The sequence below is a fragment of the Noviherbaspirillum sp. Root189 genome (genome assembly GCF_001428545.1).
Taxonomy (GTDB): domain Bacteria; phylum Pseudomonadota; class Gammaproteobacteria; order Burkholderiales; family Burkholderiaceae_D; genus Noviherbaspirillum.
In genome coordinates this window covers 124,904-147,745 of the sequence record NZ_LMHZ01000012.1, presented here as the reverse complement: position 1 = coordinate 147,745, position 22,842 = coordinate 124,904, and the positions used below count along the sequence as shown (strand labels likewise).

The following is a 22,842-nucleotide window of genomic DNA, read 5'->3' as shown; positions in this document are numbered from 1 at the left end:
GCCACCCTGCACAGATGGTGGCAGGGCAGGGCTGTCATTTCTGGCGAATGGCCGACTTGGGCCGGAATGCCTTGCATATTGCTTCGTTGGTCTCGATATACGGGCCACCGATCAAATCGATGCAATATGGCACCGCTGCGAAAATGCCGGAAACAATCTGCTTGCCGTCGGCATCCTTCAAACCTTCCAGGGTTTCCTTGATCGACTTCGGTTGGCCGGGAAGGTTCATGATCAGGGCGGCGTGATCCTTCGTCTCGCGAATCACGGCCACTTGGCGCGACAGGATGGCCGTCGGGACGAACTTAAGGCTGATCTGGCGCATCTGTTCGCCAAAGCCAGGCATTTCCTTCGTGCCTACGGCCAGGGTCGCTTCGGGCGTTACATCACGCCGCGCCGGGCCAGTCCCACCAGTGGTCAGGACCAGGTCGCAGCCTGCCTTGTCGACCAGTTCAATGAGCGCCTGTTCGATTTGCGCTCGCTCGTCCGGGATCAGCCGCGTTTCCATCTTCCAGGCGCTGGTCAATGCCGTCGTGAACCAGTCGCGCAGGGCTGGAATGCCCTGGTCTTCGTAGACGCCGCTGGAAGCGCGGTCAGAAATGGAGACCAGGCCGATCAGCAGTTCGTCGGGATTACTCTTCTTCGGTGTCGTCATTTTCGTCGGACGTTTCGGAGGTTGCAGAGGCTGCCGAACCTGCAGCGCCCGAGGACTTGCCCTGCAACTGTTTAAGGATCTGGAAAATTTCGCGGTAGGCCTTGGGCGGCTTGTTCTCCGCCTGTTCCTTGCGCGCATTGCGGATCAGCGTGCGCAATTGCTGGACATCGATCTCGGGGTGCTGTTCCTTCAGGTCGGTCAGCGCCTTGTCGTCGGCGAGCAGTTTATCGCGGCGCCGTTCCAGCGCATGCATCGCAGCAGTTTCCGCCTTCGAGGCACCTTTCCAGCTATCGATAACTTTCTGGATGGCGGCGATTTCGTCATCTTCGAGCGTACGCATTTTCTTTCCGACGAACTGCATCTGCCGGCGCCGCCCTTCGTGATCCTTGATCTTTTGACATTCCAGGATCGCATCCCGGACGTCTTCCGGCATGGGGACGCGCATGACGCGTTCCTTGGGCTCGGCGACGAGTTCTGCGCCAAGTTTCTGGAGCGCGGTCATGTCGCGCTTCAGTTGGGATTTGGACGGGCGGTCGTATTCCTGTTCGAACTCGGTGGACTTGAAGCCGACTGCGCCTCTGTTTGGATTAACCATGATGAATTGAAGCCATTCTGTAAACGACTGCTATGATAACTGTTTTAAATCGAACTCCAAAAAAACAAGCCCATGAGCACACCCGTATTTACTCACAGCCATGACCAGCTCAAGCAAATCGCAGAAGATGTCCTTCGTTTCGCACGGGAAATGGGTGCTTCCAATGCTGCGGTGGAAATCAGTGAAGGCAGCGGGTTATCCGTCAGCGTGCGCAAAGGCAAGATTGAAACCATTGAACAAAACAAGGACAAGGGTATTGGCGTTACCGTCTATATGGGTGAAGAACGCCATGTGAGACGCGGCAATGCCAGCACCTCCGACTTTTCCCAGGCATCGCTGAAAGCGACCGTCGAGGCAGCTTACAACATTGCGCGTTTTACCGCCGAAGACGACTGCGCCGGCTTGCCGGACGAGGATATGCTGGAAATGGCGCCGCGCGATTTGCAGCTCTGCTATCCGTGGCCGATTACGACGGAAGAAGCGGTTGCGCTGGCAACGCGTTGCGAAGCAGCCGCGTTCGCAGTCGATAAGCGCATCACCAATAGCGAAGGCTCAAGCGTCTATGCGCAGCAATCGCATTTCGTGTCGGCCAATACGCGGGGGTTTATGGGGGGCTACCCGTATTCGCGCCACACGATTTCAGTGTCGCCGATCGCCGGCAAGGGCGCCAACATGCAGCGCGACGACTGGTACACCTCCGGCCGCGATCCCGCCAAACTCGCACGTCCCGAAGATGTCGGTCGCTACGCCGCCGAGCGTGCGCTGGCCCGTCTAAACGCACGCAAGCTGGATACCCGCAAGTGCCCGGTGCTGTTTGAGGCGCCGCTGGCCGCCGGACTGGTGGGTGCCTTTGTTCAGGCCATCTCCGGTGGAGCCTTGTATCGCAAGTCGACCTTCCTGCTCGACTCGCTGGGCAAGCCGGTTTTCGCTTCCCACATTCAGGCCCTCGAAGACCCGCATATCATTGGGGGCGTGGGTTCCTCGCCGTTCGATGAAGAGGGTGTCAAGACCTTCCGTCGCGATGTGGTCAAGGATGGTGTGGTGCAGGGATATTTCCTGTCCACGTATTCCGCCCGCAAGCTCGGGTTGAAGACGACCGGTAATGCAGGCGGCGCACACAATCTGACGTTCACGTCGACACTGACACGCGCCGAAGATAACTTTGAGGCCATGCTGAAAAAGTTGAGAACCGGTTTGCTGGTCACGGAATTGATGGGGCAGGGCGTCAACTATGTCACCGGTGACTACTCTCGCGGTGCGTCGGGCTACTGGGTGGAAGATGGCGTCATCCAGTACCCGGTCGAAGAAATCACGATCGCCGGCAACATGAAGGAAATGTTCCAGCAAATTGTCGCCGTTGGTGCTGATACGGTGGTACGCGGCACGAAAGTGACGGGTTCCATCCTTATCGAGAATATGACCGTGGCAGGTAGCTAGCCACGGACATAGTCAAAGGTCACTGATTCCGCAGCCGAAAAATCGCCTTTCTCCGCGTAATAGGTGCCGTTCTTTTACTGGATGGTCTTCACCAGTTCGGGAATGACGAAGTTAAGGTCGGCTTACCCTTGGCCGTGCGCATGGCCAGGTATGTCAGGCAGTGCGGGGCGGCGCCTTGGTGTGGGGCATATGCGCTTCCGACTGGTCCAGGATTTCTTCAGGATCATCGGCGTCCTGTAGCGTCTCGTGGTTCAGCTGCTGCCGCACGCGGGCCATATCAACGTCGCCAGTCCACTTGCCTACGACGACGGTGGCAACGCCATTGCCGATCAGGTTAGTCAGTGCGCGCGCTTCCGACATAAAACGATCGATGCCAAGAATCAGCGCCAGGCCTGCGACAGGAACTCCGCCAACCGCCGACAAGGTCGCGGCAAGAACAATGAAGCCGCTGCCTGTAATACCGGCTGCTCCCTTTGAGGTCAGCAACAACACTGCCAGCAGCGTCAATTGCTGGGTCAGCGTCATGGGCGTGTCGGTCGCCTGGGCAATGAACACGGCGGCCATCGTCAAATAAATGGAGGTGCCGTCCAGGTTAAAGGAATAGCCAGTTGGGATAACGAGGCCGACAACCGACTTGCGCACGCCCAGGTTCTCAAGCTTTGCCATCATGCGCGGCAGGACTGACTCCGATGACGATGTGCCGAGCACGATAAAAAGTTCTTCCTTGATGTACTTGATAAATTTCCAGACCGAGAAACCGTGCAATCGGGAAATGGTGCCGAGCACGACAAAGATAAACACGATGCAGGTCAGGTAGAAGGTACCCATCAGTTTGCCAAGGGAAAGCAGAGAGCCGACACCATATTTACCGATCGTAAAGGCCATTGCGCCAAAGGCGCCAATCGGCGCAAGCTTCATGATAATGCCCACGATGCTGAACAAAACGTGCGAAAGCTTTTCGATGAAGTCGAACACCAGCGTGCCGCGACCACCAAACTTATGCAACGCAAAGCCGAACAGTACCGAGAACAAAAGGACCTGCAGGATGTCGCCTTTGGCAAATGCATCGACGACGCTGGTCGGGATAACGTTAAGGAAAAACTCCGTGGTCGATTGCATCTTGCCTGGTCCGGTATAGGCGGCGATGCCCTTGGTATCAAGCAACTTTGGATCGACATGCATACCGCTGCCTGGCTGTACCAGGTTCACGATGATGAGCCCGACTATTAATGCGATCGTGCTGACGACCTCGAAATAGATGAGTGCCAGGCCACCCGTCTTGCCGACTTTTTTCATATCTTCCATGCCGGCAATGCCGATCACCACTGTGCAGAAGATGATAGGCGCAATGATCATCTTGATGAGCTTGATGAAGCCGTCGCCCAGTGGCTTCATTTCCGCGCCGAGCGACGGATAGAAATGGCCGAGCAGTACGCCAATGATAATGGCGGTCACGACCTGAAAATAAAGTGATTTGTAGATCGGCTTTTTGCCGGCGGAAGGTTTCATGGATGGCTCCGTTGTCAGCGCAGGATATGCAAAAATCGGGAATGAATGCTGCGATCGCCTTTGTACTTTTGTATCCGGGCGCCAGTCTGTATTGAGAGTGGCTAGATCGCGGGAACGTTGCATTCTGTCGGATGCAACATGTCGTGCGCAATTGTGGACATCCAGTAGAAACCGTTACTGCGCTGTGAAGATCGATGCAGCACGGAATTCTGCGGCGATGCTTGAATTGGAGATCGATGAAATTTAACATGGGCATACCTTCAAACTTTTCATCAAGGACGTATCGGTAGCTCCGTTTAGTCTGCTTTCCTCACCCTGAGCCCGAGCCGACCTCTATGAAAACCGGCCATAACTTGTCTCGCTCATTCACGCCAGCGCACGCTGCTCCAATTTCCTCTACGTATTTCTACCTAAGCACTGTTACCGCCTACGTGGTTTAGTATTGCTTCGGGCTTATTTGCGCCTCTAGAATCCCTATGCTCGCGATCCGGCTATCCGCTGGACACCAAAGCGCGGTTCCGCATACAACCTGTGTTCAATTCTCAAGGAGACAAAATGGAACGTCGTTCATTTATCAAGAAGGCTGCTGCCGGCACGGCAGCCGGTGCCATCGCGGCACCGGCGCTTGCCCAGACGCAGCCCACCATCAACTGGCGGCTTGCATCAAGCTTCCCGAAGTCGCTCGATACCATCTATGGCGCAGCAGAAGTATTTTCCAAGCGCGTCGCTGCACTGACAGGCGGCAAATTCAATATCCGCGTGTTCGCGGGCGGTGAGATCGTTCCGGCGCTGCAGGTCATGGACGCGGTCCAGGCTGGCACCGTGGAAATGGGACACAGTGCTTCCTACTACTATTTCGGCAAAGATCCGACATTCGCCTTTGACGGCGTGGTGCCTTTCGGCCTCAACTCGCGTCAGCAGACAGCATGGTGGGACCAGGGCGGCGGCAAGGCGCTGACCCGCGAATTCTTCAAAGACTACGGCATCATCAACTTCATGGGCGGCAACACTGGCGCACAGATGGGCGGCTGGTTCCGCAAGGAAGTAAAAACCGTGCAGGACCTGAACGGCCTGAAGATGCGTATCGGCGGCTTCGCCGGCCGCGTGATGCAGAACCTGGGCCTGGTGCCGCAGCAGATCGCTGGCGGTGACATCTACCCGGCGCTGGAAAAGGGCACGATCGATGCGGCGGAATGGATCGGTCCGTACGACGACGAAAAACTCGGCTTCAACAAGGTCGCCCCGTTCTACTACACACCAGGCTGGTGGGAAGCAGGCCTTCAGGTTTCCTTTTACATCGGTATCAAGGAGTGGGAAAAGCTGCCGAAGGAATATCAGGCAGCGATCGAAGCCGCCTCGTATGAATCGCACGTTACCATGCAGGCCGAGTACGACGCGAGAAACCCTGCGGCGCTCGCTCGTTTGCTGAAGAACGGTGTGAAGCTGCGTCAATTCTCCAAAGAAATCATGGAAGCCTGCTACAAGGCGACCAATCAAGTCATGGAAGAAGAAGCCGCCAAGAACGCCAAGTTCAAGAAGATTTATGAACCCTGGAAGCGATTCCGCCAGGATCAGAACCAGTGGTTCTCGGTGGCTGAAGTGCCGCTGCAAAACTTCATGATTACACGCAAGTAAGCGTCGGTAAGAAGTGAAGCCGCAGTTGCAGTGATTAAGGCCCGCAGCACGAACGTGCAGCGGGCTTTTTCATTTGGTGCGGGCGATGCGCCATCGACCATTAATAACTAATTCCCGGACGAAATTGAATTTTTATGGCATTCTTCTGGGTTGTCGGGCAGGTGTCAAAGTGGACGCAAAACATGCTGCGATTTACGGCGTCCGTCACCAGTCCGCTGGTTAGTGTCAGGTTTTGCGCAACGCCATCACGGCGCAAGACTCACAATGATTTGAGGCTTCATTCAACAGGAGACAAAATGGAACGTCGTTCCTTTCTAAAAAAAGCAGCGGTCGGCGCATCGATTGGTGCAGTGGCGGCTCCCGCCCTCGCGCAATCCCAGCCGACCATCAACTGGCGGCTCGCTTCCAGCTTCCCTAAATCACTGGACACGCTGTTCGGTACAGCCGAAGTGTTCAGTAAGCGCGTTTCTGCGCTTACTGGCGGCAAGTTCAACATTCGTGTGTTCGCCGGTGGTGAAATCGTTCCGGCTCTCCAGGTGGTCGACGCTGTACAAAACGGCACCGTCGAAATGGGGCATACCGCACCTTACTACTACTTCGGCAAGGATCCGACATTCGCCTTCGACTGCGCAGTCCCGTTCGGAATGAATTCCCGCCAGCAAACCGCATGGTTCGACCAGGGCGGTGGACGCGACCTGATGCGTGAGTTCTACAAGGACTACGGCATCATCAATTTCCTGGGCGGGAATACCGGTGCGCAGATGGGTGGCTGGTTCCGCAAGGAGATCAAGACACTGGACGACATCAAGGGCCTGAAAATGCGTATCAGCGCATTTGCCGGCAAGGTGATGGCGCCGCTGGGTCTGGTGCCTCAGCAGCTGGCCGGTGCGGATATTTATCCGGCGCTGGAAAAGGGTACGCTGGACGCGGTCGAGTGGACCACACCCTACGACGACGAGAAGCTCGGCTTCTACAAAGTCGCTCCCTATTACTACGCACCGGGCTGGTGGGAAGCCGGCGCGCAGCTGTCCTTCTACGTCGGTATCAAGGAATGGGAAAAGCTGCCGAAGGAATACCAGATGGCGTTTGAAGCAGCTTCTTATGAAGCACACGTCACCATGCAGGCCGAGTACGATGCCAAGAACCCGGCGGCGCTCGCACGCTTGATCAAGAATGGCGCGAAGCTGCGCTTCTTCTCGAAAGCCATCATGGAAGCTTCCTATAAGGCGGCTGTCGCCACGATGGAAGAAGAAGCATCCAAGAACGCCAAGTTCAAGAAAATCTACGAGCCGTACAAGCGCTTCCAGCGTGACCAGAACCAATGGTTCTCGGTCGCTGAAGGGCCGCTGCAAAACTTTATGTCGGCACACAAGTAACTTGAGTCTCATCCTGCAGTAAAGTCCTGCAGCGCATCGCCTTGCCGTGCGCTGCAGGATGCCTCGCATCACCATGACGTACGCTTAGCATTGATGCTGGCATGATGTATTGCCGCCCCGGACTGCTTGGACGGTCATGGCGGCGTTGCTTCGTGTGACGCTGTTACGTTGCGCTCTGAATTTATTGCGCTGCTAGTCAATACGAATTCACTCTGAACCTTGCCTTGCAGATTTCTCTTCTGCGCTCTTGCAAGATCTTTTCCATCCTTCCCGTCTCGCGCGCGCCGTGCGCTCCAATCTGAATAGGATATGGAACGTTCGTTTCTTTCATGGCTTCCCATGCCGCGTCGTCGCGTCGTCGCCTCGTCGCGCCTTGTTCCGCAAGCAAATCACCTCGGCCTTGCGTGGCCCGGTCAGGATGAAAACGCTTTAGCAGCTTCCTGTAAAACAAAAGCCCCGCGCGGTAACCGGGCGGGGCCTTCACAACTACACTAAAGCTTATTTTTTCTCATCGTCTGTCGAGAAGTTGAGCTGTGGCGCATCACTGCTTTCTTGCTGCTCGTTCTCATTCGAGAAATTGAGCTGCGGTGTGCCGCTATCAGGCGATTCTTGCTGCGACGGAATGTCGATCTTAAGCTCGATTTGTTCTTTCATGTCGGTTTTCTTTTCGATCGACACAAGCTGCGGGAAGGCAATGATCAAGGCGACCATGATCACCTGTATCAATACGAAAGGTACCGCACCCCAGTAAATATCCGAGGTTTTAACCTCTTTCGGCGCGACTGACCGCAAATAGAACAGTGCGAAGCCAAAGGGCGGGTGCATGAAGGAGGTTTGCATGTTCACTCCCAGCAGCACGCCGAACCAGATCAGGTCGATACCCAGTTTTTCGGCAACCGGTCCGACCAGCGGCACCAGGATGAAGGCCAGTTCAAAGAAGTCCAGGAAGAAGGCCAGCGCGAAGAACATGATGTTGACGACGATGAGGAATCCCATCGTGCCGCCCGGTAAAGAGGTCAGCAGATGCTCTACCCACAAGTCGCCATTGACCGCACGGAAGGTCAGGCCGAACACGCTCGAACCGATCAGGATGAAAACCACGAAGCACGACAGACGTGTCGTCGAATCCATCGCTTGCTTCATCAGTGACCAGGACAGGCGACGATTCATCATGGCCAGTACCAGCGCGCCGAATGCGCCCATGCCGCCGCCTTCGGTCGGCGTCGCGATACCAACGAAAATCGTACCAAGTACCAGGAAAATCAGCGCCAACGGCGGGATCAGGACGAATACGACCTTTTCAGCCATGCGCGACAGCAGTCCGAGCTTCAGCTTGCGGTTTGCGAGCGCAAGTACGAAAGCCACTGCGATGCCGACCGCGGCCGAATAAATACCTACTTCGTCACTGGCGGCGTTGGGGTGCGAAGACCCATAATATTCTGCAAACCCGAAGGAAATGCCGACCGCAGCGAGCAGCAGCGCGAACAGCGAAACAACACCGCTGCGTCCATTCGGTTCACGAAGATTACGCGCTTCCGGCGGCAGGGCCGGAACTGCAGCCGGCTTGAAGATTGACACTGCCAACACGTAGCCGGCATACATTACTGTAAGCAGCAGACCTGGCCCAAACGCGGCCTTGTACATGTCGCCGACGGAGCGTCCCAGCTGGTCGGCCATCACGATCAGCACCAGTGAGGGCGGGATGATCTGTGCGAGCGTGCCCGAGGCGGCGATGACACCGGAAGCGATACGCTTGTCATAGCCATAACGCAGCATCACAGGCAAGGAAATCAGGCCCATCGAGATGACCGACGCAGCGACCACGCCAGTAGTTGCGGCCAGCAGCGCGCCGACGAAAATGACTGCATAGGCAACACCGCCACGAATCGGACCGAACAATTGTCCAATCGTATCCAGCAAATCTTCCGCCATCCCTGAGCGCTCGAGAATCAGGCCCATGAAGGTAAAGAACGGGATCGCCAGCAGGGTATCGTTGGACATGATGCCGAAGATACGGTTTGGCAGCGCCTGCAGGAGCTCAGGCTTGAGCAAGCCGAATTCAATGCCAAGCAGGCCAAAGAACAAACCGTTGGCGGCAAGTGAGAAGGCTACGGGGAAACCCGATAGCAGAAAGACGACGAGGGCGCCGAACATGACAGGCGCCATGTTTGCGATCAGAAACTGCTCCATTATGTGTTCTCCGGCGATCAGTTAAGTTTATTCGCGGCTTTGATCGCCTCGATTTCTTCTTCGGGTGTGGTTGCCTGCTTTTCAAACGCGCTGGCATCGAGATCGCCGCGCAGGAAACCGATACGCTTGATCAACTCGGAAAGACCCTGCAAAGCCAGTAGCAGGAAGCCTGCTGGAATCAACAACTTTGCCGGCCAGACAATGAGGCCGCCGGCGTTACTCGATACTTCCTGGCTCTGGATGGAATCCCAGGCATAGGGAATCGCGTAGTACAGAATGATGCAGGTAATCGGAAGCAGGAAAAGCAGGAAGCCGAACAGATCGATCCAGACCTGGGTTCGCTTGGAGAAGCGACCGGCAACCACATCGATACGGACGTGCTCGTTACGACGCAACGTGTATGCGGTAGCCAGCAAAAAGATTGCCGAGAACAGATACCACTGGATTTCAAGCCAGGCATTTGAGCTGGTGTTGAACGTATAACGTACAAGCGCGTTGCCTGTACAGATAAGGACCGAGAGCAGAAGCGCCCAACTGATACCGTTTCCTATCTTTTCATTGAGCGCGTCAATGAACCTTGATAGTGAAAGCAAGAAAGACATGATTTGTCTCCATCAATAAGAAATCATTGGCGCGACCGCAGAATTTTAGTTATTGGCGGACGCAATGCCATATATAGGGTAGGTAAAACTCGGGGGAGTATATGTCATTTCAACTTGCAAACGAATGGTTCCCGAATGCATACGCAATTCTTTTCATGTTGCGCTGCAAAAGCGCATGGGTTTTTTCATTTTTCCGGTGCAAACGCTTACGTAGAACTACGGATAACCTATTAAAACCGCGTACTTAAGAGGATTTTGATGTAGCGGGAAAGGAGGGGCCCGATAGATTGGTGGAGAGGTAATCCGATGCGGTGCAGCGAACTCAAAGCATACTTGTTTTCAAGATTGACTGCTGCGGTCTGTAGCAACTTGGCAACGCTTGCAGAACTATGTGTCTCTTCTAGATAGGCCTTGTGTGAGGAAGCAGGGCACCGTGTCAGCACCCTGCCTCTCAGACCTTCTAACCAAAATGACCGAGATGAGACTTTGGATCAGGCCAGTAATTTGCGATGGTAAGCAATCGCGGCACGAACCTGATTAGGGGCGGTACCACCGATATGATCGCGTGCGGCAACGGAGCCTTCCAGCGTCAATACCTCAAACACATCCGCTTCGATCAACTGCGAGTATGTCCGCATTTCATCGAGAGTCAGGTCGGTCAAGTCGCACCCACGCTGTTCGCAGGTACGCACCGCATGGGCGACAGCCTCGTGCGCGTCGCGGAAAGCCAGGCCTTTCTTCACCAGGTAATCGGCCAGGTCGGTGGCGGTGGCATAACCCTGCAATGCAGCGGCACGCATCGCTTCGGGCTTGACGGTAATGCCGCGCGCCATGTCGGCAAAAATACGCAAGGTATCGACGACGGTATCTACGGTGTCGAACAGCGGTTCCTTATCTTCCTGGTTATCCTTGTTGTAAGCCAGTGGCTGGCCTTTCATCAGGGTCAGCAGGCCGATCAGGTGACCGTTGACACGTCCAGTCTTGCCGCGGGCCAGTTCGGGAACATCCGGATTTTTCTTTTGCGGCATGATCGACGAGCCGGTGCAGAAGCGGTCGGCGATATCGATAAAGCCAACGCGTGGGCTCATCCAGATCACCAGTTCTTCCGACATGCGCGAGACATGCGTCATCACCAGTGCGGCAGCAGCACAAAATTCGATGGCGAAGTCGCGATCCGACACCGCATCCAGCGAGTTGCGGCAGACTTCATCGAAACCGAGGGTCTTTGCCACGCGCTCACGGTCAATCGGGAAAGTAGTTCCAGCGAGCGCTGCGGCGCCCAGGGGCAAGCGGTTGACGCGCTTGCGGCAATCCGCCATGCGTTCCGCATCGCGATTGAACATTTCCACATAAGCCAGCATGTGATGACCGAAGGTGATCGGTTGCGCCACCTGCATATGGGTGAAGCCCGGCAGGATGGTGTCGGCATGCTGTTCCGCGAGATCGAGCAGTGCGAGACGGAAGTCGCGCAGCAGTCCGCTGATGTCGTCGATTGCCGAGCGCATGTAAAGGCGGATATCGGTCGCCACCTGGTCATTGCGCGAGCGGCCGGTATGCAGACGCTTGCCGGCGTCGCCGACCAGTTCGGTCAGGCGCTTTTCGATATTCAGGTGGACGTCTTCAAGGTCGAGCAGCCATTCAAACTTGCCCGAAGCGATTTCTGCCTCGATTTGCGCCATGCCGCGCTGGATGTCGGCATAATCCTGTGCACTGATGATGCCTTGATGCGACAGCATTTCGGCATGGGCGAGCGAACCTTGTATGTCGGCATCCGCCATGCGCTTGTCGAAGAACACGGAAGCGGTGTAACGTTTGACCAGGTCGGAGACCGGTTCGGAAAAGCGGGCCGACCAGGCTTCGCCTTTTTTGGAAAGTTGTGCTGTCATAATGGAATTCCGGGTAGGGTAGGAAGGGTCCGTTACCGGAACCCCTCCCCCCTAAGAACCGTGCGTGCGACTTTCACCGCACACGGCTCAAGCATAACAAAAGTCTCTATACAGAGACCGGCTTTACAACGGTTAAACCTAGGCTGTGTACCCGCCTATGGCATTCAGGGTGCAATAGTACTCGATTTCCGAGCGCGTCTGACCCGCCGTCCATCCGATACTGAATGTGATGATCGTGCCAGCCGCTGTCCAAGTCCATCTCGTACCCGCACAACGCACAAAGACCGCGTTGGTCGGCATACAGGCGAGCCCATTCCTTCCGGTATCGCATGCTTTGGAGCATGCGTTCCTGACGGAGGGTTTCCCCGTATTCTTCCCATTGCCGGTCGTAAGGGTGATATGCCCCTTTGACCTTCTTGTGCCGCTCGATGGATGTAGCCGACAGCTCGTACAACTCCATCAATTCCTTATTGCCGGTGGGCGTCTTAACGGGCGTCGCAAATACCCAATTCCGATCGTCAACGGTCCGCCAGTACTTCTTACGGATCCAATCAGCGCTCTTCGTCGGGTGGCGTCGCTTCGCCCATCGCCACAATCGCCAGTGCAACAACCAGTCGAGGCGTGTAAACGCTTCTTTGGCAACTACCGGGCGGTGATACTGCGTCCAACCCCGTAGCATCGGATTCAGCATGGCGATAAGTTGCTCATGCGTTACCGACAGATTGTCGCCGATAACCTTCTGTAGCTTTTCATAGAACACTTGCACGTTCTTCTTACTGGGCTTGATAAGCAGCTTTCCCGAGTACTTCCGGAAATTCCACCCCAGAAAGTCAAAGCCTTGGTCGATATGTACGACACGCGTTTTGGCGTTAGACAGTCGCAGGCCTCGCTCAGCGAGAAATGCTTCGATCCATGGCCTGATTTCGGTTTCCAGTAGCTCTTGTGAAGCCCCGGTCACCACAAAATCATCTGCGTATCGGATAACACCTACTTTCAGCTTCTGTAGTTTGGATACGCCGTGTCGCTGAGTAAGGTGCGTCAGCAGTTGTGTCTCCAAACCGTTCAGCGTCCAATTGGCCAACGCAGGGCTGATGATGCCCCCCTGCGGCGTGCCCTCGTTGGTCGCGAACAATTGCCCCCGGTCGACGACCCCGGATTTCAACCACCGCCGAAGCACAACTTTGTCCATACAGACGTTGTCGAGCATCCATTGATGATTGATGTGGTCAAAGAAGCCTTCGATGTCCGCATCTAAGACCCATTGTGCCGAAACCTTCCGGCACGTCTGGAGAAATATCTGTGACATGGCATCGGCGGTGCAGCGATTTTTCCTGAACCCATACGAGTTCGGGTCGCTCACCGATTCCAAGACCGGGTCCAGTACCAACAGGTGTAACGCCTGCATGGCCCGGTCCTTCATGGTTGGAATGCCCAAAGGACGTTCTTTTCCATTCGACTTCGGAATATAGACCCTCCGTAATGGCAGGGGTCGATACCGATGCTTCTTCAACCCGGCAATCGCGGCGTACTTCTGCTGCGGGGTATCCCACAGCTTGCCGTCTACACCAGCGGTGCGTTTGCCTTGGTTTTCCGTCACTCGTTTCACTGCCAGTGCTTTCGCACTAAACGAGCGGGTCAGCATCCTTTGCAAGGCTTTCGCCCTGCGCCAGTCGCCTTCCTGTGTTGCCTTCGCTACGCGGTGCTGCATGACTCTCACGTTCCGTTGAACGAGCTTCCAGTCAATGGAAGCCCAGTCCGTTGGGGCGTGCGAGGACGCAGAACCGACCTGACCGCCGTCAGTTACTCGCATGCTGTACCTCGTGGAGAAATGCCCGCCGAGGACGCACGCTGCCCCGAAGGGCAGTTACGTCCCTTCGGGGCTAATGATTAGAGTCGATCCAGTCGCTTGCGACTGTTACACCAAGTGGAAGTCTGCACCCTTTCAGGTTGGGACAAAGTTTGAATCCCTATCCGATCCATTACAGACCGGCATTCGCTTTTTCCACCATCCTCTACCCGCTAACTCAACAGATCCCCTTACGGTTCACTTGCCGTTCTCCGGTGTTCTGGAGGGTGGCGAGTTATCGGGCTTACCTAGTTCCCTGCAATGCCGACGCGTCCAGACTGCGACGCGACTAGCCGGTTAGGGCCTGACTCTCCCCCGGTGGCTTGGATGACGACGTGCTCCTAGATTCAACAGGAACAGCCAGCCACGTACCATTTTGGTTAAGGCCAATAGCAGCTTCGGCCTTTCAATCATTACGAGGGTTCAAACGTCAGTTCACATTACATTACCCATACAGCACTAGCCTAGCCCCTTAACCACCTTGCTGCTGGCAGTATCGATCGCTACCCTCGCAGGTAGCCTATCCCGCCGAAGCGGGGGTGCATTGTCCTCGGGGCTTCACACCTCACCGTTGCCGGTGACGCATGCCCAAGTAGGCTACGGATGGTCGTACATCCGGTCGTGGCGAGCCATACCCAGACTGCGGGTACGACAAGCACGACAAGGCATCACAGAGTTAGCTCTGTGTTTGCGACTCATAGAAATATGCAGAGCGCTCTCCGAAGAGAGTAATGCTCAGCAGGCACCATACCCCCGGTAAGGAGTACGATTTACGCGCCAACATCGGTACTACCTTGATGTCGGATGTTGCGGCCACGCAACGCTTCCCCGCCTTGTAGGCAATAGTTCAAGACGAGTGTCAGCGGCTACAGGTATAAATCTGTAGCCGTTCACGGCACCCTTCTTGGACCCTTAGGGTGCCGTTTGCATACTGGCTAGGCCAGTTCACCAGATAAGAGGCATTTAAAATCAATGCGTTACCTGATTTCTATGGAAGGTTTTGTGAGAGAACCAGCAAACTCCGAGCGACGCTAGTCGCACTGAATCCGTGATTATAAAACAAGCGCTGGAACGTATGCCGTTATCTCAAGCTCGTGCATCTCAGGGCCATGCGGCCCCGAGGCCGACCGACATTGTCATCCCTGACTGCTGCAACCTTGGCGTGGTGTTTCGTACCCTACTGGGGGTCAATGCCGCTGCTTTTGGCTGGGTGATGCTGCAAGCAGTCAGTTGGCGGGCGGGACTATTCGAATTCGTGGAGACTTCCATTGTGGTGGAGTTGTCCTGCCTATGGTCCCTGTTCGTCATGTGCCTGATGCGCCGGGCTGTGACGAAACTAGGCCCGCATGGAAATGACTTGCTCTGGGCCCAGCGGCTTGCCTGCGTGGTCGTGCCGGCCGTTGTGACCGGAATCATTGTCTATCTGTTCACGACAGTCGATTGGCTGATCAGCAATTTTGTGCGCATGACGCTGGCCAAAAGCATTGTGCTTGCCGCCTTATTTGGCGCGATATTCCAGCATTACTTTGAATTGCGGACGCGAGCGTTTTCGCCGGCGCTGGTCGAGGCGCGACTACAGGCGTTGCAGGCACGTATCCGGCCGCATTTCCTTTTCAACAGTCTGAACGCCGTACTTTCCCTGATCCGGACCGAACCGCGGCGCGCGGAAACCACGCTGGAGGACCTTGCCGATCTGTTCCGGGTGCTGATGACCGATCCTCGCAATATGACAACGCTGGATGACGAGATTCGCCTCTGCAAACAATATCTGTCCATCGAACAGATCCGTCTTGGTGACCGGCTACAAGTGTCGTGGCAAATGGACAATATTGATGAGCAGGTGATGCGCAAGGCGCAAATTCCCGTTTTATTGCTACAGCCGCTGCTGGAGAATGCCGTTCACTATGGTGTCGAACCCGCAGCCGATCCGACCCAGGTGCAGATTCGCCTGAGCCGCATGCTGGACCGCATCGAAATCCAGATACTGAATCCCTATCATGCGCAAGTCAGCGGAGCAGGCAACCATATGGCGCTAGACAATATCCGCGAGCGCCTGGCCCTGCTTTACGACGTCGAGGGACAGATCACAACGACGATTGTCGACGGTTTCTTCGACGTGAAATTGCAGTTTCCGTATGTAAGGGGATAGGCATGAAACCACGCTTGTTTATTGTGGATGACGAAGCGCCGGCGCGGTCACGGCTGAAGACGCTGCTGTCGGATATTCTGGAAGAGTGTCCGAATGAGCTTGTCGGTGAAGCCGGGGATCCGCAGGCAGCGCTTGACGGAATCAGTGCCGCGGCACCGGACATCGTGCTGCTCGATGTGCAGATGCCGGGCATGACAGGACTGGAATTGGCGGCGCACCTGACCAGGCTGCCGGTACGGCCCGCGGTGGTATTCGTCACCGCCTATGACGAATATGCACTGAAAGCCTTTGAAGTGCATGCCCTGGATTACCTGCTCAAGCCAGTGCGTGCGACACGCCTTGCCGAAGCGCTGCGCAGGGTGGCTGAGCTGCGGGGACAGTTGGCGCCAGCCGCATCGTTCCCGCAGACGGTGCGCCGCCATTTTTCCGTGCAGGAGCGCGGGAGATTGCTGCTGGTGCCGGTGGCGGATGTGCTGTACCTGAAAGCGGAATTGAAGTACGTGACCTTGCGCACTCGGCAGCAGGATTACCTGATCGAAGAGTCGCTGACTTCAATTGAAGACGAGCTTGGCGCGAGCTTTGTGCGTGTACATCGGAATGCTCTAGTGGCGCGAGCGGCGATCCTCGGAGTGGAGCGGGCAACTGTGTCAGTCGATGGGGAGGGAGAGCATGACAAGGCGCAGGAAGCGTGGCAGGTGATCCTGCGGGGTGCCGAGGAACGGTTGCCGATTTCACGGCGGCAGTGGCCGGTGGTGAAGGCGTTGGTGAAGTGAGGGGCGCACAGGTTTGCGTGAGATTGCGTCTGGGTGAAGACGGTAGGATCAATGCCTGCTACGGTCCAAGCTGCTCATCCCCATCCTAACCTTCCCCCTGCGAGGGGGAAGGGACCGGTAGTCTGGTCGTGGTCAATCAGGTATGGTGCGGGTATGCGTTGGAATCCGACGCCACGCGGGGTAGCATCAACCGGCAAGTCCGATAAAAATCAACCCGTGTTTCGTAAACCTGCCGCAATACCGTTGATCGACAAATGAATCCCGCGACGCACACGCTCATCGAGCTTGCGACCATCCGCTGTCGCAGCACGGTGACGCTTGATCAGTTCAACCTGCAAGTGATTGAGAGGATCGAGATAAGCGAAGCGGTTCTTGATCGACCGCGCCAGCAAGGGGTTCCCCGCAAGACGCTCCTTGGCACCGGTGATTGTCGTCAGGCAGGCGGCGGTCCGCTCGTGCTCGTCGACGATGCGCTTGAAGATACTGTTGCGCAGCTTGCGGTCCGCTACCAGGTCGGCATAACGCGAGGCTACCGCGAGATCGGTCTTCGATAGCACCATATCCATATTCGATAGCAGCGTGGCGAAGAATGGCCACTCCTTGAACATGGCGCGCAGCTGCGCGATCCGGCGCTTCTGCTCCTTGCTGTCGCCACCTTCAGCCAGCCAGGATGCCACCGCGCTGCCGAAGCCGTACCAGCCCGGCAGCAGGAGCCGGCACTGTCCCCAGGAAAAACCCCATGGGATGGCGCGCAGGTCTTCAATGCGACGCGACGACTTGCGCGACGCCGGACGCGAGCCGATATTGAGCTCCGCAATTTCGGCAATCGGTGTGGCAGAGAAGAAGTAATCGGTAAAACCGGGAGTCTCGTAAACCAGGTTACGGTATGCGTGGTAAGCACGTTCCGACAACTCTTCCATCACCTGTTCAAAGCCGGCCAGCTTGCGCGCTTCCTTGCCTTGTGTGCCATTCGGCATCAGGCTCGCTTCCAGTGTGGCTGCGACCAAGAGCTCCAGGTTGCGGCGGCCGATTTCGGGATTGGAAAATTTGGACGCGATGATTTCGCCCTGTTCTGTCAGGCGAATCTGGCCGTTCACCGTGCCTGCCGGCTGGGCGATGATTGCTTCGTAGCTCGGTCCGCCGCCGCGGCCGACAGTGCCGCCACGACCATGGAAAAGACGCAGCTTGACGCCGGAGTTATTGAACAGCTCGATGAGGCGTGTCTCCGCTTTGTACAGCTCCCAGTTGGACGTCAGAAAGCCGCCATCCTTGTTTGAATCCGAATAACCGAGCATTACTTCCTGCAGCTCGCCCTGTTTGGCGATCAGGTGACGTACCTGCGGCAGTGCCATGAAGCGCTGCATGATATCGGCCGCGCAGCGCAAGTCCGGAATCGTCTCGAACAGCGGAATCACCATCAATTCCATCTGCGCCTGTAGACCCCGTTGACCCTGCGCACCCTGTGTCGACGTGCTGTCCCATTCAATGTGCAGCAGACCGGTTTCCTTTTGCAGCAGCAAGACTTCCAGCAGGTCCGATACGGTCTCGGTATGCGAAATGATGTAATTGCGAATCGCACGGTCACCATAGCGCTGCCGCACTTCGCGCGCCGTACGCAGAATGGTTAGTTCGGAATCGGTCTCGTCCGAATAGGCAAGGTAAGGTGAATACAGGAGGCGCGGTTTGCCGAGTTCGTCCAGCAGCAGTGTGATCTTGTCTTCTTCGTCCAGGGCGGCGTAGTCGTCAGCGACCCGTGCACGCGCAAACAATTCAGCAAGCACGCGCTCATGCACATCCGAACTCTGGCGCATGTCGAGCGTGGCGAGATGGAAGCCGAAAATCTCGGACGCACGTTTCAGGGTGGCGAGACGCGGCTTGATCAACGCATTGCCGTGATGGGACTTGAGCGAATCGGCAAGAATTTGCAAGTCGCGAGTGAATTCCGCCGTAGTCGCATAGGGCGCTGCCGTGCCGACTTCCTGGCGCAGGACGTGAGCCGCACCCAGATTGCGCGCGGTCGCCGCGAGACGTGCATATAGCCCGATCAGGGCGCGCCGGTAGGGCTCGTCCATCCGGTGATCGGACTGATCCGGCGACGTTTTGGCAAGTGCCTCGAGTTCCGGACTGACACCGACGAGCAAGGTCGAGATCGACAGTTCGGCGCCGAGTGCATGTACCTCGTCGAGATAAAAATCGAAGATCGCTGTGGATTGGCGCACTAGCGCGTGCTTCATTGTGCCGGCATTGACGTTGGGGTTGCCGTCGCGGTCGCCCCCGATCCAGCTTCCCATCTGCACAAAGGGCGGCAATTCCTTTTCGGCGGCCTGACGCTGCGGGAACTGCGCGGCGAGTTCGGACTGGATGTCCTCATATAATCCAGGCAGTTCGCGCAGGAAAGTAATCCGATAGTACGACAAGGCATTGTCGATCTCATCGGCCACCGTCAGCTTGGAGTAACGCAGCATGCGGGTCTGCCAGAGGGTCGCCACACGTGCATGCAACAGTTGGGTGTTGTGCGCCAGCTCTTTCGGTGTCAGCGGATGATCGCGCTCTGCCAGCAGGCGGGCGATTTCGCGTTCGGCATCGAGGATACTTTTGCGCTGTACCTCGGTGGGGTGGGCCGTCAGCACCGGTGAGACCAGCGCATCCTTGAAGAAATTGCGCACGGTTGCCCCGGATACGCCCGCATCATCGAGGCGGGACAGCGCCCAGGCAATGCTGCCGCGTTGGGGTGCCGATCCTGCCAACAGGTGGGCGCGACGACGACGGTTGTGATGCTGGTCTTCGGCAATATTGGCAAGATGCGAAAAATACGAAAAAGCCCGCACCACCGATACGGTCTGGTCGCGTGTCAGCTTCTTCAGCATACGGTTGAGTTCGGCCCCGGACTGGGCATCCGATTCCCGCCGAAAGCGTACCGCCGTCTGGCGAACAGTCTCGACCACCTGGAAAACGGCGTCACCTTCCTGCTCACGGAGCACATTACCAAGCAGCCGTCCAAGGAGACGGATATCTTCTTTCAACGGGGCGTCTTTATCGACTGCCGGCTTTTTAGGGCCGGACGGGGTATTCGCTTGTTTTGCCATGGTGAATGCTTATTAGAAGGAATGAAAGCGGCTTTTGACCGGGGATTGCTGACGCTCGCATGATAAAATCTGCGCGCCGGTGCGACCTGCACACCTATGAATTCGAAAGAGCCGTCGTGAAAGTTTCTCCTCCTTCCAAGTTAGTCATCGCCTCGCGCGAAAGCCGCCTCGCCATGTGGCAGGCAGAGCATGTCCGTGCAAAACTTTCGGCATTATATCCGCAGTGCAGTATCGAAATTCTCGGTATGACTACCAAAGGTGACCAGATCCTTGACCGCACCTTGTCCAAAGTGGGCGGCAAAGGACTGTTCGTCAAGGAACTGGAAGTGGCCATGGAGGAGCGCCGCGCCGATCTGGCCGTCCATTCTCTGAAGGATGTGCCGATGGAATTGCCGGAAGGATTTGTCTTGGCGGCCGTGATGGAGCGGGAAGATCCTCGGGATGCCTTTGTATCCAATGATTATGCATCGTTGGACGAACTGCCCGACGGCGCCATCGTTGGCACCAGCAGCCTGCGGCGCCAGGCGCTGATTGCTGCCCGATACCCGAATCTGGTGATCCGTCCTTTGCGCGGCAATCTCGATACCCGCCTCGGCAAGCTCGATCGTGGTGAGTATGCTGCAATCATCCTTGCCGCGGCCGGCCTCAAGCGCCTGGGACTGCCGCAACGTATCCGTGCCTTGATCGAGCCCGAGCAAAGCCTGCCGGCCCCCGGTCAGGGAGCAATGGCGATCGAGATTCTCAATGGCCGGGACGACCTGCTGCAATTATTGGCGCCACTGAACCATGAAGCCACCGCACAAGCGGTCAGTGCCGAGCGCACCGTGTCGCGCGTATTCGGCGGAAGCTGCCAGATACCGCTGGCGGCATTTGCAACAGTCGATAACGGCAGCATGCATTTGCGGGCGATGGTCGGGACGCCGGATGGAAAACGTATTGCGTACGCCGAAGTGGACGGCGCCGCAGGTCTTCCGGAATCCGTGGGCCAGCAAGTCGCCGCAGCACTTGAAACCAAAGGCGCGTCGGACATTCTCGCCGCATGCAGGGCAATGGATGCGGGCTGAATACCGTTATCCCAAAACACGTGTCCCGACAGACGCTAAACCACCTGACCGCATACGCAAAGCCGCCACATTTTTCTGATTGTTTTCGGTACCCATGACTGACGCCTCCCTTCCACCGGTTGTGATTACGCGCCCGCTGACGCAAGCGCAGCCGCTTGCCGAGCGCTTGCGTGCGGCTGGCCGGGATACCCTGGTTTTTCCTTTGCTGGAGATCCTCCCGCTGGAAGACGAAAGTAAGCTGATATCCAGCCTGGCCGGGCTCGATGCCTACGCTCTGGTGGCGTTTGTCAGTCCCAATGCGATTGATATGGCTTTCCGGCACCTGACAACGTGGCCGGAAGGCGTCAGTATTGCCGTAATGGGAGAGGGCAGTCGGGCTGCACTTGAGGCCCATGGCATCACACCGGCAACCACCCGGATCATCAGCCCGGCCAATCGGCTTCGTACCGACTCCCAGACACTGCTGGAAACGCTGGATATCGATGCCTTACGTGGAAAGCGCGTGCTGATCATTCGTGGCGAAACCGGCCGCGAGCTGCTAGCCGATGCCTTGCGCGCCAAAGGCGTGCAGGTTGAACAGCTCGCAGCCTATCGCCGGGTTGCCCCAGGACTGGACCATACCCGCCGCCGGCAATTGTCGGAGCTGGTTCATGGGGATGCCGAATGGATCATTACCAGTTCAGAAGCGCTGCGTATCCTGCTGGACCTGGTCAGAGACCTTGAAGGCGCGAGTGGCGTAGTCAAAATGCAACAGCATCGACTCGTTGTGCCGCATGTCCGCATCGCGGAAACCGCGCGTTCGCTGGGATTTCATCGCATCGCCGAAACCGGTTCCGGCGACGATCAACTCATTGCCGCGTTACAATTTCGAGCATGAATGAATTACCTTCCTCTTCCGATGGCGGCCAGCCCGCAACCGCCACCTCCCATGCAGCGTCGCCTGGACCGGACGTTGTCTTGCCGCGCACGCCTTTGCAAAATGATCATGCCGCCGCCATGAACCAGCGCAAACTGATTTACGGGGGGCTGGGAGCCCTGGCTGTGCTGCTACTGGCGCAGTGGTGGGCCACGCAGAAAGAACTGGGCAACCTGCGGGAAGACATTGCGCAACGACTGAAGACCGGCGAATCCGTCAGCGCGGAGACGCGGGTCGTCGCCAAGTCCTTGCAGGATGCCACCAAGGAGTTGCAGGCCAAGGTGAATGTCCTTGAAAGCAAGCAAACCGAAGCGCAAAGCCAGCAACTGGCGCTTGAACAACTGTACCAGGAGCTCAATCGTAATCGCGACGACTGGGCGCTCGCGGAGATCGAACAGGTCCTGTCGACCGCCAGCCAGCAGTTGCAGCTCGCCGGTAATCTCCAGGGTGCCATCATCGCTCTGCAAAATGCCGATAACCGCCTGTCCCGTTCGGACAAGCCGCAATTCATCATCATCCGCCGTGCCATCGCCAAAGATCTTGAACGCCTGAAAGCCGTTCCCGCAGTCGATCTGACCGGCATTGCGCTGCGCCTTGACAGCGTCATTGGCCAGATTGACAACATGCCTTTGCTGTCGGATGAAAAGCCTGTGCTGCCGGCGAGCCAGCCAAAGACCTCACGGCGCGCGGAGAAGGCTGCGGCGGCCCAGGCGCCGACCGGCAAGGGAAGTGGCAATTCCGACTGGATCGCTGATCTTGAAAACAAATGGTATAGCTGGACCAACGAAATGTGGACGGAAATCCGGCAGTTGATCCGGGTGCGCGAAGTCGAATCACCTGACGTTCTGTTGCTGTCGCCGACGCAGGCCTACTATGCGCGTGAAAACCTGAAGCTGCGACTGCTCAATGCACGTCTTGCGCTTTTGACGCGCAATGAATCGGCATTTCGCAGTGATCTGATCGCTGCACAGGATGCTATCGCACGGTATTTCGATACGCGGGCGCGGCAGACGCAGACCACGCAGGCGCTGTTGCGGCAGGTGCAGGCAAGTAATCTTTCCATCGAAATGCCCACGCTCAACGAAAGCCTGAGCGCCGTGCGCAATTACAAGGCGAAGCCATAACG

General features: G+C 56.8%; 16 protein-coding genes. 8 read left to right on the top strand and 8 right to left on the bottom strand.

Annotated features, from left to right (window positions below; all coding sequences use genetic code 11):
• Nucleotides 1-34: 34 nt before the first annotated feature.
• Nucleotides 35-652 (bottom strand): molybdopterin adenylyltransferase, encoded by a 618-nt coding sequence (gene mog, locus ASE07_RS08550; protein ID WP_057290383.1) that lies wholly within the window; start codon nt 650-652, stop codon nt 35-37.
• Complete coding sequence (yjgA, locus tag ASE07_RS08545) at nt 630-1,247, bottom strand: ribosome biogenesis factor YjgA (RefSeq protein WP_057290382.1); 618 nt, start codon at nt 1,245-1,247, stop codon at nt 630-632. Before yjgA ends, mog begins: the two co-directional genes overlap by 23 nt.
• A 72-nt stretch (nt 1,248-1,319) precedes the next feature.
• On the opposite strand from yjgA, the gene pmbA reads away from it, so the two are divergent.
• Nucleotides 1,320-2,684, top strand: a complete 1,365-nt coding sequence (gene pmbA / locus ASE07_RS08540) for a metalloprotease PmbA (protein ID WP_057290381.1) — start codon at nt 1,320-1,322, stop codon at nt 2,682-2,684.
• Nucleotides 2,685-2,837: 153 nt separating this feature from the next.
• On the opposite strand, the gene ASE07_RS08535 is transcribed toward pmbA, so the two are convergent.
• Nucleotides 2,838-4,193 carry a dicarboxylate/amino acid:cation symporter gene (locus ASE07_RS08535; RefSeq protein WP_057290380.1) on the bottom strand — a complete coding sequence of 452 codons (1,356 nt, stop codon included), beginning with the start codon at nt 4,191-4,193 and terminating at the stop codon, nt 2,838-2,840.
• 555 nt (nt 4,194-4,748) lie between these two features.
• Between ASE07_RS08535 and ASE07_RS08530 the strand changes: the two genes are divergently transcribed.
• Both ASE07_RS08530 and ASE07_RS08525 read left to right on the top strand, forming a co-directional pair.
• The gene (locus ASE07_RS08530; protein ID WP_057290379.1) at nt 4,749-5,828 is read left to right on the top strand and encodes a TRAP transporter substrate-binding protein; all 1,080 of its coding nucleotides are present in this window, start codon (nt 4,749-4,751) and stop codon (nt 5,826-5,828) included.
• A gap of 296 nt (nt 5,829-6,124) precedes the next feature.
• Nucleotides 6,125-7,204 carry a TRAP transporter substrate-binding protein gene (locus ASE07_RS08525; RefSeq protein ID WP_057290378.1) on the top strand — a complete coding sequence of 360 codons (1,080 nt, stop codon included), beginning with the start codon at nt 6,125-6,127 and terminating at the stop codon, nt 7,202-7,204.
• Nucleotides 7,205-7,702: 498 nt separating this feature from the next.
• Here the strand turns inward: ASE07_RS08525 and ASE07_RS08515 are convergent, their stop codons facing one another.
• From ASE07_RS08515 to ltrA, 4 genes are all read right to left on the bottom strand, one after another.
• Nucleotides 7,703-9,394 (bottom strand): TRAP transporter large permease, encoded by a 1,692-nt coding sequence (locus ASE07_RS08515; protein ID WP_057290376.1) that lies wholly within the window; start codon nt 9,392-9,394, stop codon nt 7,703-7,705.
• 17 nt (nt 9,395-9,411) lie between these two features.
• The gene (locus tag ASE07_RS08510) at nt 9,412-9,996 is read right to left on the bottom strand and encodes a TRAP transporter small permease subunit (RefSeq protein WP_057290375.1); all 585 of its coding nucleotides are present in this window, start codon (nt 9,994-9,996) and stop codon (nt 9,412-9,414) included.
• Nucleotides 9,997-10,487: 491 nt separating this feature from the next.
• On the bottom strand, nt 10,488-11,882 hold the full coding sequence (gene argH, locus ASE07_RS08505; protein WP_057290374.1) for an argininosuccinate lyase: 1,395 nt from the start codon (nt 11,880-11,882) through the stop codon (nt 10,488-10,490).
• Between the two features lie 106 nt (nt 11,883-11,988).
• The gene (ltrA, locus tag ASE07_RS08500) at nt 11,989-13,692 is read right to left on the bottom strand and encodes a group II intron reverse transcriptase/maturase (protein WP_057290373.1); all 1,704 of its coding nucleotides are present in this window, start codon (nt 13,690-13,692) and stop codon (nt 11,989-11,991) included.
• A gap of 1,084 nt (nt 13,693-14,776) precedes the next feature.
• Here ltrA and ASE07_RS08495 point away from each other — a divergent pair.
• On the top strand, nt 14,777-15,877 hold the full coding sequence (locus ASE07_RS08495) for a sensor histidine kinase (protein ID WP_235548399.1): 1,101 nt from the start codon (nt 14,777-14,779) through the stop codon (nt 15,875-15,877).
• A 2-nt stretch (nt 15,878-15,879) separates the two neighbouring features.
• The gene (locus ASE07_RS08490) at nt 15,880-16,650 is read left to right on the top strand and encodes a LytR/AlgR family response regulator transcription factor (protein WP_057290372.1); all 771 of its coding nucleotides are present in this window, start codon (nt 15,880-15,882) and stop codon (nt 16,648-16,650) included.
• A 209-nt stretch (nt 16,651-16,859) separates the two neighbouring features.
• On the opposite strand, the gene ppc is transcribed toward ASE07_RS08490, so the two are convergent.
• Entirely contained in the window at nt 16,860-19,736 is a 2,877-nt protein-coding gene (gene ppc / locus ASE07_RS08485; RefSeq protein ID WP_057290371.1) for a phosphoenolpyruvate carboxylase, read from the bottom strand.
• Between the two features lie 116 nt (nt 19,737-19,852).
• Between ppc and hemC the strand changes: the two genes are divergently transcribed.
• The 3 genes from hemC (at nt 19,853) to ASE07_RS08470 (ending at nt 22,840) form a co-directional block, all read left to right on the top strand.
• On the top strand, nt 19,853-20,800 hold the full coding sequence (gene hemC, locus ASE07_RS08480; RefSeq protein WP_057290570.1) for a hydroxymethylbilane synthase: 948 nt from the start codon (nt 19,853-19,855) through the stop codon (nt 20,798-20,800).
• Between the two features lie 94 nt (nt 20,801-20,894).
• Nucleotides 20,895-21,677, top strand: coding sequence for a uroporphyrinogen-III synthase (locus ASE07_RS08475; RefSeq protein WP_057290370.1), 783 nt, complete (start codon nt 20,895-20,897; stop codon nt 21,675-21,677).
• Complete coding sequence (locus ASE07_RS08470) at nt 21,674-22,840, top strand: uroporphyrinogen-III C-methyltransferase (RefSeq protein ID WP_057290369.1); 1,167 nt, start codon at nt 21,674-21,676, stop codon at nt 22,838-22,840. The genes ASE07_RS08475 and ASE07_RS08470 overlap by 4 nt, the downstream gene beginning before the upstream one ends.
• Nucleotides 22,841-22,842: the final 2 nt, after the last annotated feature.